Origin of the sequence: Bradyrhizobium sp. GCM10028915 (genome assembly GCF_042666195.1) — a bacterium.
GTDB lineage: Bacteria > Pseudomonadota > Alphaproteobacteria > Rhizobiales > Xanthobacteraceae > Bradyrhizobium > Bradyrhizobium canariense_D.
Map to the genome: position 1 here is coordinate 57,251 of NZ_JBHTFN010000002.1, position 16,727 is coordinate 73,977.

Annotated in this window: 13 protein-coding genes and 5 pseudogenes; 13 read left to right on the plus strand and 5 right to left on the minus strand. The window is 59.1% G+C overall.

The annotated features are described in order from the left end of the window. Nucleotides 1-16 precede the first annotated feature (16 nt). Genes trbF through ACFQX9_RS01595 form a run of 4 tightly spaced genes read left to right on the plus strand, consistent with a single transcriptional unit; the run spans nucleotide 17 to nucleotide 3,125 of the window. A complete protein-coding gene (gene trbF, locus ACFQX9_RS01580) occupies nucleotides 17-697 on the plus strand; it encodes a conjugal transfer protein TrbF (RefSeq protein WP_377786256.1) in 681 nt (226 codons plus the stop codon). Nucleotides 698-699: 2 nt separating this feature from the next. Next, nucleotides 700-1,674, plus strand: a complete 975-nt coding sequence (gene trbG / locus ACFQX9_RS01585; RefSeq protein WP_377786258.1) for a P-type conjugative transfer protein TrbG — start codon at nucleotides 700-702, stop codon at nucleotides 1,672-1,674. Continuing rightward, entirely contained in the window at nucleotides 1,671-2,876 is a 1,206-nt protein-coding gene (locus ACFQX9_RS01590) for a TrbI/VirB10 family protein (protein ID WP_377786260.1), read from the plus strand. Before trbG ends, ACFQX9_RS01590 begins: the two co-directional genes overlap by 4 nt. A gap of 6 nt (nucleotides 2,877-2,882) precedes the next feature. Beyond that, nucleotides 2,883-3,125, plus strand: a complete 243-nt coding sequence (locus tag ACFQX9_RS01595) for a DUF2274 domain-containing protein (protein ID WP_377786262.1) — start codon at nucleotides 2,883-2,885, stop codon at nucleotides 3,123-3,125. Here the strand turns inward: ACFQX9_RS01595 and ACFQX9_RS01600 are convergent. The 4 genes from ACFQX9_RS01600 to ACFQX9_RS01615 form a co-directional block, all read right to left on the minus strand. Next, nucleotides 3,098-4,051, minus strand: coding sequence for a LysR family transcriptional regulator (locus ACFQX9_RS01600; RefSeq protein WP_377786264.1), 954 nt, complete (start codon nucleotides 4,049-4,051; stop codon nucleotides 3,098-3,100). The genes ACFQX9_RS01595 and ACFQX9_RS01600 overlap by 28 nt on opposite strands. Before the next feature lie 70 nt (nucleotides 4,052-4,121). Next, complete coding sequence (locus tag ACFQX9_RS01605) at nucleotides 4,122-4,754, minus strand: acyl-homoserine-lactone synthase (protein ID WP_377786267.1); 633 nt, start codon at nucleotides 4,752-4,754, stop codon at nucleotides 4,122-4,124. A 94-nt stretch (nucleotides 4,755-4,848) separates the two neighbouring features. After that, complete coding sequence (locus ACFQX9_RS01610) at nucleotides 4,849-5,571, minus strand: LuxR family transcriptional regulator (protein WP_377786269.1); 723 nt, start codon at nucleotides 5,569-5,571, stop codon at nucleotides 4,849-4,851. Between the two features lie 477 nt (nucleotides 5,572-6,048). After that, the gene (locus tag ACFQX9_RS01615; RefSeq protein ID WP_377786271.1) at nucleotides 6,049-6,468 is read right to left on the minus strand and encodes an enoyl-CoA hydratase-related protein; all 420 of its coding nucleotides are present in this window, start codon (nucleotides 6,466-6,468) and stop codon (nucleotides 6,049-6,051) included. Between the two features lie 128 nt (nucleotides 6,469-6,596). On the opposite strand from ACFQX9_RS01615, the pseudogene ACFQX9_RS01620 reads away from it, so the two are divergent. Both ACFQX9_RS01620 and ald read left to right on the plus strand, forming a co-directional pair. Continuing rightward, nucleotides 6,597-7,090, plus strand: a pseudogene (locus tag ACFQX9_RS01620) (amidase family protein). Nucleotides 7,091-7,642: 552 nt separating this feature from the next. Further along, nucleotides 7,643-8,755, plus strand: coding sequence for an alanine dehydrogenase (gene ald, locus ACFQX9_RS01625; protein WP_377786273.1), 1,113 nt, complete (start codon nucleotides 7,643-7,645; stop codon nucleotides 8,753-8,755). A gap of 601 nt (nucleotides 8,756-9,356) precedes the next feature. Here the strand turns inward: ald and ACFQX9_RS01630 are convergent. After that, a complete protein-coding gene (locus tag ACFQX9_RS01630; RefSeq protein ID WP_377786275.1) occupies nucleotides 9,357-9,611 on the minus strand; it encodes a hypothetical protein in 255 nt (84 codons plus the stop codon). Nucleotides 9,612-9,697: 86 nt separating this feature from the next. On the opposite strand from ACFQX9_RS01630, the gene ACFQX9_RS01635 reads away from it, so the two are divergent. From ACFQX9_RS01635 to ACFQX9_RS01665, 7 genes and pseudogenes are all read left to right on the plus strand, one after another. After that, nucleotides 9,698-10,075 carry a hypothetical protein gene (locus ACFQX9_RS01635; RefSeq protein ID WP_377786277.1) on the plus strand — a complete coding sequence of 126 codons (378 nt, stop codon included), beginning with the start codon at nucleotides 9,698-9,700 and terminating at the stop codon, nucleotides 10,073-10,075. Nucleotides 10,076-10,124: 49 nt separating this feature from the next. After that, nucleotides 10,125-11,111 (plus strand): hydroxyectoine utilization dehydratase EutB, encoded by a 987-nt coding sequence (eutB, locus tag ACFQX9_RS01640; protein ID WP_377786279.1) that lies wholly within the window; start codon nucleotides 10,125-10,127, stop codon nucleotides 11,109-11,111. Continuing rightward, a complete protein-coding gene (eutC, locus tag ACFQX9_RS01645; RefSeq protein ID WP_377786281.1) occupies nucleotides 11,111-12,103 on the plus strand; it encodes an ectoine utilization protein EutC in 993 nt (330 codons plus the stop codon). The genes eutB and eutC overlap by 1 nt, the downstream gene beginning before the upstream one ends. 70 nt (nucleotides 12,104-12,173) lie before the next feature. Further along, nucleotides 12,174-13,347 (plus strand): annotated as a pseudogene (locus ACFQX9_RS01650) (M24 family metallopeptidase). A 307-nt stretch (nucleotides 13,348-13,654) separates the two neighbouring features. Beyond that, nucleotides 13,655-13,918, plus strand: a pseudogene (locus tag ACFQX9_RS01655) (transposase); the annotation flags it as partial. Between the two features lie 168 nt (nucleotides 13,919-14,086). Then, nucleotides 14,087-15,311: pseudogene (locus tag ACFQX9_RS01660) on the plus strand (IS110 family transposase). Next, nucleotides 15,312-16,210 (plus strand): annotated as a pseudogene (locus tag ACFQX9_RS01665) (IS3 family transposase); the annotation flags it as partial. Between the last annotated feature and the right edge of the window lie 517 nt (nucleotides 16,211-16,727).

A 16,727-nucleotide genomic window follows, 5' to 3' on the forward strand; every position in this document is an offset into this window, starting at 1 on the left:
CTCTTGAGGTCAAGCAATGTTCAAACGATCGGCTGTTCACTATGGCCGCACGCCAGAAGCCGTCACTCCCTATCAACGCGCAGCCCAGGTCTGGGATGATCGCATCGGATCTGCGCGCGTGCAGGCCAGGAACTGGCGCCTGATGGCCTTTGGCTGCCTCTTCTTATCCGCCGGCTTTGCCGGCGCTCTGGTCTGGCAATCGGCGCACGGGACGGTCACGCCCTGGGTGGTCGAGGTCGATCAATTGGGCGAAGCGAAGGCCGTTGCTCCCGCAAACGCCAGCTATCAACCGACCGATCCGCAAGTAGCTTTTCACCTGGCGCGCTTCATCGAGCATGTGCGCGGCCTGCCGATGGACGCCATCGTCCTTCGCGAAAACTGGCTCCGTGCCTACGACTTTACAACCGATCGCGGCGCGGCCGCACTGAATGACTACGCCCGCAACAACGATCCCTTCGCCAAGCTCGGCAAGACGCAAATTGCGATCGAGGTCTCGAGCGTCATTCGGGCATCCCCCGAGAGCTTTCGCCTCGCTTGGGTCGAACGCCGCTACGACAACGGTCAGCTTGCCGCAACCGAGCGGTGGAGCGCGATCCTCACGATCGTCGTGGAGATGCCTCGCGATCTCGATCGCCTGCGCAAGAATCCGCTTGGCATTTACGTCAACGCCATCAACTGGTCGAAGGAGCTGGGTTAGCAATGCCGTCAGGTCTCGTTATTGCGTCACAGAGGGGCCGCCCGAGCTTGGCTCTGGCTCTCGTTATTGGTGTGGCCACCCTTGGCGGGTGCACCACGTTCAAGCCGCCGCAAATCAGTTACGATAGCGATGTCCCGCCAGCTCCAGATCTGCCGGCGCTCGCCGACGATCGGCTGCGCCCGCTGCATGTCCCGCCGGCCTGGAAGGCGGCGCGCGGCGGCAGGAACGCGGAAGCCAAAGAACCCGTCGAGCGGATTGAGACCGCGAATGACGCCGCACGCGTGCAGCCGCGCAAAGCCGGCTACTTCAATGCGGTGCAGGTGTTTTCGTATAGTCCGGGCGCTCTCTATCAGGTCTATGCTGCACCGGGGCAGATCACCGACATCGCCTTGGAGCCCGGCGAGCAACTGATCGGGTCGGGACCAGTTGCCGCGGGTGATACCGTGCGCTGGGTGGTCGGCGACACCGAAAGCGGCAGTGGCGACACGCGACGTGTGCACATCATGGTGAAGCCCACACGTCCGGCGATCGAGACCAATCTCGTCGTCAACACGGATCGGCGTACTTACCTGGTCGAGCTCCGGTCCCGCGAAAAGCCCTACATGCCACAGGTCGCGTGGTTCTATCCGGAGGATCGGACCGCGCGTGGTCGATCTCTGCCGCCCACACCCGTCATCCCGGACCAGGCGCAGCGCCGTCACCGCTACGCCATCGAGGGAGACAGCCCACCGTGGCGTCCTGTCAATGCCTATGACGATGGGCGCAAGGTCTACATCGAGTTTTCGCCCGGCATCGGCCAGGGCGAGATGCCGCCGCTCTTCGTGATCGGGCCCGATGGCAAGACCGAGCTCGTCAACTATCGCGCCTACGGCAATGTGCTGATCGTCGACCGGCTGTTCGCGGCCGCGGAACTGAGGCTGGGCGAGGAGCACCAGCAGAAGGTCAGGATCGTCCGAACCGACAGGAGGTCGCTGTGACAGGGACTGGCCAGCCGAATGACATACCCAGGGACGCTCCTCGGGTTAAGCCGCAGGAAGATATCGCCGAAACCCTTCGGCTCCGGCCAGATCGGCCGCAAGTTACGCGCCTATCGCGCAAGGTGCTTGCGGGCGGCAGCGCCCTTTTGCTGGTGCTCATCTCTGGTGCGGTCTTGTGGGCTCTGCAGGAGAAGCGATCGCGCTCGCCGGCCGCCGAGGAGCTTTACGCGACCGACCACCACAATGTCGCTGATCAGCTTGCAACCTTGCCGATGGATTATGCTGAGATCCCGAAGGAGGTGCCGCGGCTTGGACCACCTTTACCCGGCGATCTTGGTCGGCCGATCGTCGCAGCACAGGGCTCTTCGACGTCCAGCCCGCTCGGTGTTGACGCTGAACAGCAACGCGTCAATCAGGAGAGCGAGGCGGCACGCACCAGCAAGGTGTTTGCCAGCACGAACGTCCGCGCACAGGCCCCTGTCACATCGCCAAGTGAAGCCCCATCAAATGCAGCGCCATCATCTGACGACGCATTTGCCCAGAATGGCCAGGACCGAAAACTTGCATTCGTCCGTGCTTCCGTTGACCGTCGAACCACCAGTCCCGATCGCCTCGCAAGACCGGTCTCTCCCTTTGTGGTCCAGGCGGGAACGGTCATTCCGGCCGCTCTTATCACGGGGATTCGGTCCGACCTGCCTGGGCAGATCACGGCCCAAGTCACAGAAGCGGTATACGATTCCCCGACCGGGCGAGCTCGCCTTATTCCGCAAGGAGCCCGGTTGATCGGGACGTATGATAGCCAAGTCGCATTTGGCCAATCGCGCGTGCTCCTGGTGTGGGCGCGCCTCATCATGCCAAATGGACGGTCGATCGTCCTGGAGCGGCAGCCGGGCGCAGATGTCGCGGGCTACTCTGGGCTTGAGGACGAGGTCGACAAGCATTGGAAGGAGCTGTTGGGGGCGGCTGCGCTGTCGACGCTGCTCGCCGTCGGCACCGAGGTGAATTCCGGATCGGATGCGGGTAGTACCAACAGCGACCTCATCGCTGCGCTCCGTCGCGGGGCGGGGGACTCGATGAACCAGACGGGCCAGCAGGTGGTCCGCCGCAATCTCAACATCCAGCCGACCTTGACGATTCGTCCAGGATTTCCGGTGCGGGTGATCGTCAATCGCGACTTGGTGCTCGAACCGTATAGGGGGTGAGGTACGATGGCTAGGCTTAAACTTGGAGCGCTCGAAGACGATAAGCCGATCAGGATTACGCATGAACTCCCGGCGAGTGTGCACAGGGATCTCGTAGCGTACGCCGAAATCCTCGCGCAAGAGAGCGGACAGCCGATCGGGGAGCCGGCCAAGCTTATCGCTCCCATGTTGGCGCGGTTCATGGCTGCGGACAGAAGTTTTCGGAAGGCTCGACGGGCGCGTCAGCGTCCGAGCGGAGGCGAGGGATAGCGCTCACAAAGCAAGTTCAAGAAGGCAGCCAACGCAGGGTTTTCGTTGTCGTCTCGCCAGTATGCCGAAAAGTCGAATCGGCTCGGACCGGCTCCATCGCGCAATTCGCGGTAGACGAGGCCTGCATAGTTGATGCCCATATCGGATTCCAGCACTAGGCTGATTCCTGTGTTCATCCTGATCAGGCTCTTGATGATACCGCGGCTGACGTCGTGGCGCTCGAGTTTAGGACGGTCCTCAGGCGACACGAGCTTGGAAATCAGAAGTTCTTCAAACTCTTTTCCCGGATCGTAATGGCTTAGCAGGACCGTCTCGCCACGCAGGTCAGTCCAATAGACTGTGTCGCGCGCGGTGAGGGGGTGATCATGGGGTAAGGCGACAAGAACACGTTCGCTCCACAGCGGCATCACTCGGTTGTCGAGTAACGGCAGGTTCCCAGTGACGATCAGGATATCGAGAACGCCGTTGCGAAGTGCCGTCGCTAGGCGTCTTCGTGATTTCTCGATCGTCACAAGCTCGATTTGCGGGAATCGCTGCTTGAAATCCAGCAAGGACGTCTGCAGGTTGCCAATGGAAAGTGAGGTGCAGAGCCCGACACTCAGCCGGCCAGCCTCGCTGTTGCGTACAGCCCTCGCGGTCGCGATGAGAGCATCGAACTCCTCCAGAATTGTCCTTGCCAGGCGAAGAACACTGCGGCCTGCTTGCGTCGGGCGCACACCACCGCTGAAGCGCTCAAAAATCGCAATTCCCAGGTGATATTCGATCTCGCTGATTCTTCGGCTGAGACTCGATTGTTGGGTTCTCAGCAATTCCGCCGCTTGACGGAGGCTGCCACAATCAGCCGCAGCCACGACCGATTGCAGGTGTTTCAGGTCGATTGCTTTGCTGGCTTGAAGGGAGAGTGTTGATCGACGTGGTTTGTGCATCGTAAGTCTTAAGCAGATGGGTTTCGGCTCCAATACGCAGCGATGCCCAGGATTGTACTTGCTGCCAGATCTAGGCGGCCGCTTGGAGGACCGGAGCCCAGAGCACCGGACCTGAGATGTGTCCCGCTTTGCGGATGCGATGCAACGCATCGGGCGAGACCTCCAAATATCCAGCAATGGCTGTGGTGTTTCCGAGAGGACGAGCTTTTCCGATTTTGCGGAGCGGCCAGCCCGCGCGGCGAAGAATGCGTTCCATCCGGGCGTCAGTGACGGTAACGATTTCGGTCAATTCAATGGAAAGGCCGAATTCAATCATGCCCGCAAACAGCTCGTAAGTAGCAGTCGCAAATCCGCCACTTGCCTTCGGCGCATCCGGAGGAACATCGAGCGCGAATCGACTGCTCTCCCAAATCCGGTCGCTTCGTGGCGCCGGCTGCCCGTCCAGAAGGATCGGGAACGTGTCTCTCAGCATGGTTGGGCCGGTTGAAGGCAGAAGCCGGACGCAACCCTGAATACGTCCAGCGTTCGAGCGGTTCAGGAGGTGTACGGGTCGAAGGACATCAAACTCGTCGACTTCCATCTCGCCGCTGACCTCGACGTTCCAGTCCAGGCGCTGTTTGAAAACGCGATAACGCAGCCGGTGCATCTCGGTGAGATCGTCGACGAATTCGCCATAGTACTCCGGCGTGATGAGCTGCATCATTCTTGCCTCCTTGCCTTGCTTCGGGCAAGCAAGCAGAGAAGGCAGGAGAGCACATCCTGTGGAGTTGCACAGGTGCTTGCAGCCTGTGGTTGATCTATTTTTGAGATTTTGATTCGGTCAACAGCACGATCGCTTGACGAAGCGAGCTGACGCCGAGCTTCGCGCGCGCGTTATCCAGGTGAAATCCCGCGGTTCGCTCTTTGATGCCAAGAATGATCCCGATCTCCCCAGCTGATTTGCCGCGCGCGGACCATTCGAGACACTGGTACTCGCGAGGAGACAGCATCACCCCACCGACCATGCGGTCAATCGTCCAGAAGCGTTTTGCATGTACATGGAAAAACGCTGCGATGAGCCGCAGGCTCTGGGCGTGCTCGAGCAGCGAGCGTTCGAAACCAGATCGACGCTCGTCGCTTGCAAAGCTCAGCGCGGCGATCGCGCCCTTGTCATCGTGGATAGGGAATGTAAATCCGCAGCGAATCCCAAATTTGGCGGCTTCTTCGAACAGAGCGCGTTCTGACTCCGACCGATTTCGGGTTTCAAATCCAAGCCCCCATGGGAAGGGCTTAGGCTGGCGCATTGCCCGACGTACCACCGGATCGACGGATTCGTAGCCGCGCTGCAGATAGATGGCGGTCCAGGAGGGTGGATATGTCGAGATCAGGTTGGGAGCACCGCCCGGCCCACGGGGAAGAGCGAGATATGCGAAGCACGAGAGTCTGAGCGCAGCGGCGACCTCGGCCATGCTCTGCTGAGCTGCGTCTCGATGCGTGCTTTCGGTCAATCGTTCAGCAAACCTGTGAAAAACCCGGTCCATCGCCCATGAGCCCACCGGCCACCCTGGTGGGCGCTCCTTGCATTATCGGATCGATCATCACTGCGAATGGGGCAAAACAACGAAGATGTCGATCCATTCCGGCTTCGATCGATCTTGATCGCGAGACTCGGGTGGTTGAGCCGTATCGGGTCAGCCGAGTCTTCGCGCTCAAGTTGTGACATCATCGCGGCCAAGTCCGCGAACTCCATCGTCTGTTTGAAATCCTGCAAGAGGGCGCCGAAGATCGCCGGATTGCTGCGTCCTTTGCGTTCCAAGTTGGAGGTTTGTACGGCACTTCGGATCGGATCGTCACGCCGCAATTCAGTAACCAAGCGTCTTGTTGGGTGACGCGAAATTGGATCGGAAATCAACGCCCGGGCCCTCCCGGCGGCAAGAGTTCATACGGCCGCGAAGTCAGGAAGGCGGTGCTTGGACCAAGCCTTCAGCCCTTCCTGAGCATCGGCGCAGGAGAGACTTTCAAAGAACCTCGCGTTGATCTCTGCCGGATCGGCGGTGCCTCGGAAAACTGAATTGAGCGACGCCTTGAGACCGCGGAGCCAAGCCGGAGAAGGCTGAGCGAGCATTCCGGCAACGACCTCCAGTCGCGCTTCGAACCTCTCTGGCGCACAGGTTTCGGTGAGAAAGCCGATCCGCAAGTGTGGCGGTGTTAATCTCCTCCCCCGTTAGAAACAACCGCTTGGCTTCGGGCAAGCCGAGTCTCTCTACGTATCGGCGGAGATCGGAATGGTAGTACTGGATGCCCAGCCGTGCAGGAGGCATCTGCAAACGAGAACCTTCGACCCCGATGCGGAAGTCGCACGCGAGCGCGAAGTCGGTGGCTCCCCCGTAGGCATTGCCATTTAGTCCGCACGCCTCGTCATCGGGGCCCAATAACACACTTCAATCGTTCAGCGCGGTTGGAGCAATCCCGTCTTTAGCTCGTCCAGCAACTCAACTCCGAGGATAATTCGTTGTGGGCCCAATATAGCCCCGCTGACTTTCAGCCCCTCACATTCCACGATGCGGTGGCGGCCTTTAGGGACGGTACGGACGATCCCCGCAAATACCTCGAGAGATGTCTTGAAATCATCGAGACCCGCGAACCGGTTGTCAGAGCCTGGGTCGAGATGAACATCCCGGCAGCGAGATCCGCTGCCGATGCCTTGACGAAGCGGTATCAGGCCGGACGTGAGCTATCGACCATCGATGGTATGCCAGTCGGCATAAAAGACATGCTGATGACTAAAGACATGCTTACTCGCATGGGCTTGCCCCTCTTCGAAGCAATTACACCAAACAGGATTCTGCTTGCGTACAAGCACTCAGGGCAGCGGGCGCCATTGTCCTCGGAAAGACGGTTACAACCGAGCTCGGTATGTCACACCCCGGGCCGACCACCAAGCCGCTTGATCCGCTTCGTACCCCAGGGGATCATCCAGCGGCTCCGCGGCGGTGGTCGGTGCCCCCATCACAATGCCACTCCTCGCTATCCATGAGCTTCCCGTGGGGGTTCGGGTGATAGGGCAGCTGCACACTCAAGACGGCCTAGCGGGAATCGCTCGATGGATAAGTCAGACCATTCACGAGCGGCCGGTATGAGCTCCAATGCTCTTAGGCGGCTGAGCAGGCGAGAGCACAGTGGACGGTTCGCGAGGCGCGAGCTGCCGGAGTTGATCGACCATCAAGTTCGCGGCAAGAAGCGCGAGCCGGCGTTTCCGGTTGGGCACCCTGCGCCGCGCCCGTCGAGATCGGATGAGGCGACCCTGTAGTCACGCTCATTCAACCGACCGAGACCCGGTACCAAGAAGACCGTGGGTCTAAGCCAGTCCATGCTGGGCGACACACGGCTCCAGCGCGCGACCATTGAATGCATGCCACAAGCGCTGTCGCTTAGTGATTCCTACTGGCTGCGGATGATTCTCCACCGGCTGCACGCGCTGCTAGCGCGGTCCTCTGGATTTCTGCACTAACCGGCAAAATTCGCTGAATTTCTGCGCTACTTCGCGATGTCCGCTGCAGGTTAGTACGGCTGTTCCGACTACAAAGAGTTACCCAAACTAGGAGATTGCAAATGAAGGTCGGTGTTCCCAAGGAAATCAAGACACACGAATATCGCGTGGGTCTGACGCCTGGAGCCGTCCGCGAGTATGTTGCCGGCGGTCATAGCGTAGCGGTTGAGACAAATGCGGGGGCCGGCATTGGTGCAACCGATGAAACCTATCGCAAGGCTGGTGCAACAATCCTAGGCTCCGCTCGCGAGGTATTTGGGTCGAGCGAATTGATCGTTAAGGTCAAGGAGCCCCAGCCTTCCGAATGGACCCAGCTGCGAGAGAATCAGATTCTGTTCACGTATCTCCACTTGGCGCCGGACCCTGAACAAGCGAAGGGCCTCTTAAAATCTGGATGTACCGCAATCGCCTACGAGACGGTCACTGACGCATATGGCGGACTTCCATTGCTTGCGCCCATGAGCGAGGTTGCAGGTAGGCTTTCGATTGAGGCAGCCGGTGCGGCGCTGAAGCGGTATGCAGGCGGTCGCGGGCTGTTGATTGGCGGCGTGCCTGGTGTTCAGGCGGCGCGCATCGTGGTGATCGGAGGCGGTGTTGTCGGTACCCACGCAGCTCGAATGGCGGTTGGCTTGGGAGCCGAGGTTACAATCCTTGATACGTCGATTCCCCGGCTTCGTGAACTTGATGAACAGTTCGAAGGGCGGGCTCGTACGAGGTTCTCGACCATAGATGCCGTTGAGGAAGAGGTCTTTGCTGCGGACGTCGTAATCGGGGCCGTGCTCGTTCCCGGAGCGAGCGCGCCGAAGCTGGTTAGCCGCAGCATGTTGAGCTCGATGCGAAAGGGCTCGGTGATCGTTGACGTTGCGATCGATCAGGGCGGGTGCTTCGAAACATCTCGTCCAACCACACACGCCGATCCGACCTATGAGGTAGATGGGGTCATTCACTACTGCGTCGCCAATATGCCCGGGGCTGTCCCGCTCACCTCGAGCCAAGCTCTGAATAATGCCACGCTACCCTTTGGACTGGCTCTCGCCAACAAGGGATTTGCAGCCGTGCTCGAGAATCAACATCTGCGAGCGGGCCTCAATGTCTATCGTGGCCGGCTGACTTGCAAAGCCGTGGCCGAGAGTCTCGGCCTGCCATACTCACCGATCGATCAGGCTGCGGCCTGATCCCCGAAGCCTCCTATGGGGGCATTTCCTCCCTGACTTGACGGGCCACTCCTTCGGGGGTGGCCCCTTTTTGTCCCAGCCGTCCGTGAACTCAACAAACACACGTGTCGGTCTTGTCGCTTTCAGATATCCGGCCCAGGTGCTGGCCAACCTTGGGCAGAGATGAGCAAATGAGGCGGCCGGAGGTGATCGTTCGGGCCAAGTTGATCATCCCTAGGCCTGGCGAGAACGAGTCGTTCTGCCATCTGCGTCCAGTGACAATGCTCCGCCACCGCACCTTGCGAGCAATAGGTGCACAGTAGTATGCTCCAGGAGGAACTAAATCCAGCATCCGTTCCCCGCTGACCGGGCTCAGCCAGCCCCGCCGCTACATGCCGGTCGTCGATTGTGAGCGCATCTTACGCTCTGCCGGATCAGTCCGCGCGGTCCAACAGCGAGCCGGCGCGGATCCCATGAAGACCGGTCTCTCTATTCTCGATTACATGAGCGGATACACCGCCCCTCTACCAGGCGATGAATTGACCGGTCGGAGAGCACCTCTGCGTCTGCCGGCTCGCTGGTGCTCCGTCTCTGTCCCAAAGCTAGGCGGGCCCACCTTGTGTCAAACGCTATCCGGAACCGCCCTCTGCTCATGAGGAACTGTGCCCACGGCGAGGTGATACCAGTGGTCGGCAACGACGGCCAGTTCGACGCGTGTGCTGAAGGCGCGGTGCGCACGAACGATTCGCCGCCAATAACAATGACCGTTCATTAACGGCAATGAGATCTTCACCGGGTCGGCGAGACGCGCGAGCGGGGCGCCCGCCATCAACAGCGTCGCCGCCCGATAGCGCTCTTCCGTGAAACTTTGCAGCAATTCGTCAGGATGCGATGATTTTCGCCGAATTCAATCACGAACGCTCCCTACAGTCTCGCCATTAGAAGGCAGCAACTCTAATCGGGATGCCAGCGAAGAGAATAGCGCTGCTTACGCCTTACGAACTCCGGACTCATCACCAACTCTCTTCGTTCTTTCGCGACAACGCGTTCGAATTAACGGCAGATGGTACCTTCGGAAAATCGACTGATGCTGAAATTGGGGAACTGAGTCGCGATGCTATTTTCGGTGCAGCCAAGGCTCTCACTCAAGCGAAATTGCCGGACGCTATCTTTATCTCCTGCACCGCAACGCCGATTGTTCCACATATCGAGAGCCTGGAGCGGGAGCTCGGAATACCTGTCATCACGAGTTCTCAAGCGATGGCTTGGGATGCTCTTCGGCTCGCCAGTTATCGCAAGCCGATAAAAGGATTCGGGGCTTTGTTGGCGTCACAGCGCTAAGGTCCGCATCGGTGACGTTGTTCACCGTTATTCAATTGGAAGAGTGAGTATGATTGGGGTCGACGCTATCCGGGATGCGCGTAGGCGCATCGCTGATCACATACTCTGCACACCGCTTGTGGGGTCGGCCGGTTTATCCGCACTTTGCGGCAGCCCGGTAAGTTTGAAGCTTGAGCACTACCAACCAACAGGCAGTTTTAAGTTGCGCGGAGCGACCAACGCGATCCTGAATCTTCCTGCCGCCGAGCGGGCAAGAGGAGTTGTCGCTGCCTCGACTGGCAATCATGGTTGCGCCCTTTCTCATGCGGCCCGCGCGGTTGGCTCGCGTGCAACAATCTGCATGTCGAGGCTGGTACCAGAAAACAAGGTCGCGGAGGTTCGCCGGCTTGGAGGAGACGTGCGGATCGTCGGCCAGTCGCAGGACGATGCGCAGAAAGAAGTCGAGCGTCTTGTGATTGAAAGCGGACTGGTGATGGTGCCGCCTTTCGATCACCCGGAAATCGTTGCTGGCCAAGGAACAATTGGCCTTGAGATCGTCGAAGCCAGGCCTGATGTCGCGACCGTACTTGTGCCGTTGTCCGGCGGTGGGTTAGCCGCCGGTATCGCAGCAGCAGTGAAGGATATGCGACCAGCCGCGAATGTCATAGGCCTCACCATGGAAAACGGCGCGGCGATGAAGGCAAGCCTTGATGCTGGTCGGCCGGTGCTCGTCGATGAGTTGCCCAGCCTTGCCGATTCGCTGGGCGGTGGTATTGGCCTCAACAACGGGGTGACCTTCACTATGTGTCGCGCCTTGCTCGACGACGTAGTGCTCGTGACAGAAGCAGAGATCGCGGCCGGTATTCGTTATGCTTACAATGAAGAACGTGAAATCCTCGAGGGCGCGGGAGCTATCGGTATTGCCGCATTGCTTGCTGACAAAATCCCTAGCCTAAGGGGACCGGTAGTCGTGGTTCTTTCCGGCCGAAATATCGATATGCGACTGCACCGCTCTGTCGTTCAGGGGCAAAATACGGTGTTTCGAGAGGAGGACTGATGCCCAAGTTGAAAGTTCTGACAGAGCGCGAGCTTAGGCAGTTAGTTCCGCTAGACCAGATGGCGGTCAACTGCATCCAGGACGCGTTCCATTCGCTAGCGACCAAGAGAGTCGCGATGCCGCCTGTCCTCAGGCTCGATATTCCCGAACATGGAGGCGAGGTAGACGTCAAAACGGCTTACATGCCTGGCCTTGATAGCTTTGCCATAAAGATTAGCCCCGGATTTTTTCACAATCCGAAGATCGGTCTGCCAAGCGTCAACGGGATGATGGTATTGCTCTCCAGCACTACTGGTTTAGTGCGAGCGATACTACTGGACAATGGTTATTTGACCGACGTGCGCACCGCCGCAGCTGGTGCTGTGGCAGCAAAACATCTGGCCCGCAAGGACGCTTCAGTGGTTGCCGTATTTGGGGCCGGAAATCAAGCGAGGCTTCAACTGCAAGCGCTCACGATGGTCCGGCCTCTCAGGGAGGCCCGCATCTGGGCCCGCGATGTCTCAAAAGCCGACAGACTTGTCCAGGAACTCTCTGCGAAATTTAGTTTCATTGTAAGGCGCCATGCCGATCCGATAGAGGCTGTAGCTGGCTCGCACATAATCGTCACGACTACACCTGCCGATCGGCCCATCCTAAACGCGGACTGGCTTGAACCCGGACAGCACATAACGGCGATGGGATCGGATGCCGAGCAAAAGAACGAAATCGATCCAGTCGCGATCGCCCGTGCGGATGTTTATGTACCCGATTGCCTCGGACAGACCCAACGGTTGGGGGAACTTCACCACGCGATTGCCGCGGGCGCGGTGCCGCAGGATGCAAGGTTTCCAGAGCTAGGGGAGATCATTGCAGGGACCGCGACCGGCCGCGAGCACGACCGGCAAATCACCATCGCTGATCTTACTGGCACCGGCATTCAGGACACCGCCATTGCCGCGCTTGCGTTTGCGCGCGCGGAGGCTGCAGCAGCGGGCTCGACATTTGAAAGCTAACAAACCCGCTCAGGCAGTCGCACTTCCCTTTAGACCACCTTCACAAGACCAACTGGATGGAGCGAAGCCGATGACAATTAGCAAAGGGCCCCAGGCATTTCCTAGGACGGAGTACCTGCGAAGACTCGCCACGCTCAAGTCGGAAATGGCACGACGCGATGTCGAGACCCTGGTCGTCTTCGACGCGAACAACATAACTTATCTTACTGGGTACACGGCCACGTCTGGCTATGTGCCGCAGGGACTTCTTGTTTGCAGCCGCGATGAGGAACCGACCTTCATTCTTCGTCGTCAAGACGCGCCTGCTGCGATCCACCAAACGTTCATGGAACGCGATAAAGTCATCGGCTATCCCGAAGCGCTCATTGGAAACCCAGAGATGGATGGTTATGACACAGTTATTGATTTCATTAACGAAATGGATGCTGCGAGCCGCGGTGTAGGGGCTGGAAATGAGCAGTCTCTCGGCGAAATCTGCGGAAAAGTTCAGGAGGCGACTGCCGAACGCTAGACACGTTGATTGTAGCAATGCGGTAACATGGATTCGACTCATCAAATCCGATCTTGAGATCGCCGTGATGCGGGAAGCTGCCGCCATCTCCGATGCTGCGATTCTAAGAGCCGCTGAGGTGATCCGCCCTGGTGTGCGGGAAGCTGATGCTGTTGCCGAAATCGCGGGGACATTGATTCGTGGTGTGAACGGCAGCGCGGGCACTAAGCTCGCGACGATCAGTTTGTGCTCCTCGCCACGTACAGGTACGCCTCATATCTCATGGAGCGAAGATGTCTTCCGCCAGGGCTCACAGATCAACCTTGAACTTGGCGGTGTTCGTCACGGCTATTGTGCTGGTATCATTCGCACGTTTTCGATCGGCGCTCCTTCTGATCGTCTCCGTCGCCTACATGAGGCGGAGCTCGCAGGCCTCGAGGCCGCACTTAGCGCAGTGCGTCCGGGATCTACCTGTAGCGATGTCGCAAACGCATTTTATCGAATTCTTGAGAAGCATAATTTTAAAAAGGACTCCCGTTGTGGTTACGCCCATGGGATTGGGTGGCTCGAGCCGACTGCGAGCTTGAAAGATGGAGATCTAACAGAGCTGAAGCCGAATATGACCTTCCATCTGATGCTCGGGAACTGGATTGATGAGGAGTTCGGGTACGTGCTGAGCGAAACCTTCCGTGTTACCGAGTCTGGCGTCGAAGTATTGACGAGTGCACCAAGGAAGCTTTTTGAGCTTAGCTAGAAAGCCGAGGATGCTTGACAACCATGGCTCCACGTCCGAAACAGCTCTCTCGAGAGCTGTTTCGGACGCGCCTTCTCCGCTCGGTTGCCCGACGGTCCATTGCAGCACGTCTCTCAATAAAAAGCCCGCCAATCCATAGGACAACATCTCCGTGAGATCGCGTCCAACAAGTGTAAGCACTTCCAAGGCACGACCAATCAAGTGCCTCCTGGCTTGCTTGCGTGCCAAGCACAAACGCTTCCTGACTGAGCTGCTGCCGGTTTGATGGACACCGAGATTGAGTGTTTTATCGAGCCAGAGGTGGGTCATGCAGAGACGGAAGTTCCGTCGAGAGTTCAAGATCGAGGCGGTCAAGCTCGTCGGGGAGCGCGGGGTATCTGTGGCGCAAGCCGGCCGAGACCTGGGCGTTCATGAGAACGTGCTGCGCAAATGGGTGAAGGAGTTCGGCTTCGACGCTGCGCAGTCTTTCCCCGGCCACGGGCAAATGAAGCCTGAGCAATTGGAGATCGAGCGGCTGCGGCGCGAGGTCAACAAGCTGAAGGCGGAGCGGGATATTCTAAAAGCTCGGAGGGTAGCGGCCATCAGCTTATTGGAGGCACTGTCCCCGTTAAAAAACGTGGTCCATGGGCGCATGCGGACTTCAGAGTGGTGACGCCGTTTCGGCGGCGATCCCGATTAGGAAGATGACAAATTGGCATAGCCCAGACCCTCCAGCCCATCATCGGACGGAGGATTTGCGATGTCTAAGAGGACGACTGGTGGCGGCCCGGACTTAAAGCCGGTCAACCTTGGCGCGGCCGCTATCGACATCGGGTCAAAGATGCACATGGCCGCGGTGAACCCGGCCTGCACCGATACGCCAGTGCGTGCATTCGGCACATTCACGCAAGACCTGCATGAGCTGGCGGACTGGTTCCAGGCGTGCGGCGTGAGCAGTGTCGCGATGGAATCCACTGGGGTCTATTGGATCCCGGTCTACGAGATCCTAGAACAGCGCGGGTTCGAGGTCATTCTGGTCAACGCGCGGTACGCCAAGAATGTACCTGGGCGCAAAACCGATGTCAGCGATGCCGCTTGGTTACGCCAACTCCACTCCTATGGCCTGTTACGGGGCAGCTTCCGGCCCGATGCCGAGATCGCAACCTTGCGAGCCTATCTGCGCCAGCGCGAGCGGCTCGTGGAATATGCTGCCGCCCATATCCAACATATGCAGAAGGCCCTGATGGAGATGAACCTGCAGCTCCATCATGTTGTCTCGGATATCACCGGCGCGACCGGCATGCGGATTATCCGAGCCATTGTCGCAGGCGAACGCAATCCCGCTCGACTGTGATCGCAAGCTCGAAGTCCTGATCAGTGCATTGAACACCAAAGGAGCAGGACCAGTCGGAAAGCTAGCCAAGCCACGCGTCAAGACCAAGCAGGTCAACACACCCACCTTCGATGTCAGGACCGCGCTGTATGGCGTGCTTGGCGTCGATTTGACTGAGATCCATGGGTTGGGTCCGTCGCTCGCATTGAAGCTCATCGGCGAGTGCGGCACGGATTTAAGGGCATGGCCGAGCGCCAAACACTTCACTTCCTGGCTCTGCCTCGCACCCGGCAACAAGATCTCCGGCGGCAAGGTCCTGTCCTCGCGCACACGGAGATCCTCAAGTCGCGCAGCTGCGCTGTTGCGGTTGGCAGCAACAACCGTGGGGCGGAGCGAGACAGCGCTTGGAGCATTCTATCGTCGGCTGTCCTCACGCGCGGGTAAATCGAAGGCCGTCACGGCGACCCCTCGCAAGATTGCGGTTTTATTCTACAACACACTCCGGCACGGCATCAGTTACAAGGATCCTGGTGCAGACCAATATGAGCAGCAATATCGTAGCCGTGTCCTCGCCAACCTACAGCGCCGGGCGAAATCGCTAGGCTTCGTGTTGCAGGCCATTCCGGGCGATGCCAATCCGGCTGTTTCTTAGGAAGGCCGCTGCCTACTTCGCGAAGGAAGCGACATGAAGTTCGGCTTCATCGCGAAGCACCGGGGCATCTGGCCGGTGGCATGGCTATGCGAAGCGATGGGCGTGTCGCGGTCGGGCTTTCATGCCTGGCTGAACCGATCGCCCAGCGCCAGATCCCGAAGCGACAAGACCGTAGGCCAGCAGGTCAAGGTCAGCTTCCTTGCCAGTGACCGGACTTACGGCGCGCGGCGCGTCTGGCGAGACCTTCTGGCGGACGGCGTCGAATGCGGCCTGCACCGGGTCGAACGGCTGATGCGCTGCAGGCCCTGCGGGCGCGGCCACGACGCCGGCGTCTGCCGAAGGACGCAGGCCATCGCCGGATTGCGAACGTGGCGTCGAACCTTCTGGATCGGCAGTTCGAGGCCGAGCGCCCAAACCAGAAGTGGATCGCCGACTTCACCTACATCTGGACGGCTGAGGGCTGGCTCTATGTGTCGGCGGTGATCGACCTGTTCTCGCGCCGGGTGGTCGGCTGGTCGATGAGCGCCAGCATGGCCGCCCAGTTGGTTGCGGACGCCCTGCTGATGGCGGTCTGGCGGCGCAGCAAGCCGGATGCCCTGAGGCATCATTCCGATCGCGGCAGCCAGTACGTCAGCGAGCAGTTCCAGCGCTTGATGGCTGATAGCGGCATCGTCTGCAGCATGAGTCGGTCCGGTAACGTCTGGGACAACGCGGCGATGGAGAGCTTCTTCTCGTCGCTGAAAACCGAACGCACCGAGCGCAAAAGCTATCGCACCAGGAACGAGGCCAGAGCAGATGTGTTCGATTACATCGAGCGGTTCTACAACACGACCTGACGTCACTCGACGATCGGTTACCTCAGCCCTGTTGAGTTCGAGCGCAAGGTGGGATTAGCTTAACCCGGTGTCCATCAAACCGGCGGCAGCTCAGGCCTCCTTTTCTTTAGGCATAATAGGCCAAATCAGAGTGCGCCATTTGGGATAATTTCGATAGAAGCAGTCGCCTTACGCACGCAATTCCTCGCCTGGGAGGTCAGGATCGAACCCTCTCAGCGCACAGGCTCGCTCTTCAACCACTTTTAGCCACCAAGCTCCTTGACCTAACTCGTGTGCTCGCGGGCTCTTGTCGAACCGAACCGGCGACCGTGGCACTAGGTGACATGGTCGAGCGGCCAGGCAGCGGGACGGCGCCCGCGCCTTCGGCCTTCGTTAGTTGGCCGATATCGAAGCCCGGCAGACAGATTCCTGCTACCTTTGGCAAGCGCAACAAGACGCCGTTAGGTCGCGATCCCCGGGCAGCATACCCGCCGGCATATTCCGCTCCACCGACAGCGAATGCACGCTGCTGGTCGCTAATCATACCTTTTTGAGGGCACTTTTGCCCTGCTCGTCGCATCGGGCTCATCTAAACCGACAT

Bases quoted from the DNA above. Each gene is read 5' to 3' on its own strand.
- trbF (WP_377786256.1), top strand. From the start codon at position 17: ATGTTCAAACGATCGGCTGTTCACTATGGCCGCACGCCAGAAGCCGTC.
- trbG (WP_377786258.1), top strand. From the start codon at position 700: ATGCCGTCAGGTCTCGTTATTGCGTCACAGAGGGGCCGCCCGAGCTTG.
- ACFQX9_RS01595 (WP_377786262.1), top strand. From the start codon at position 2,883: ATGGCTAGGCTTAAACTTGGAGCGCTCGAAGACGATAAGCCGATCAGG.
- ACFQX9_RS01600 (WP_377786264.1), bottom strand. From the start codon at position 4,051: ATGCACAAACCACGTCGATCAACACTCTCCCTTCAAGCCAGCAAAGCA.
- ACFQX9_RS01605 (WP_377786267.1), bottom strand. From the start codon at position 4,754: ATGATGCAGCTCATCACGCCGGAGTACTATGGCGAATTCGTCGACGAT.
- ACFQX9_RS01610 (WP_377786269.1), bottom strand. From the start codon at position 5,571: ATGGACCGGGTTTTTCACAGGTTTGCTGAACGATTGACCGAAAGCACG.
- ald (WP_377786273.1), top strand. From the start codon at position 7,643: ATGAAGGTCGGTGTTCCCAAGGAAATCAAGACACACGAATATCGCGTG.
- ACFQX9_RS01635 (WP_377786277.1), top strand. From the start codon at position 9,698: ATGCCAGCGAAGAGAATAGCGCTGCTTACGCCTTACGAACTCCGGACT.
- eutB (WP_377786279.1), top strand. From the start codon at position 10,125: ATGATTGGGGTCGACGCTATCCGGGATGCGCGTAGGCGCATCGCTGAT.
- eutC (WP_377786281.1), top strand. From the start codon at position 11,111: ATGCCCAAGTTGAAAGTTCTGACAGAGCGCGAGCTTAGGCAGTTAGTT.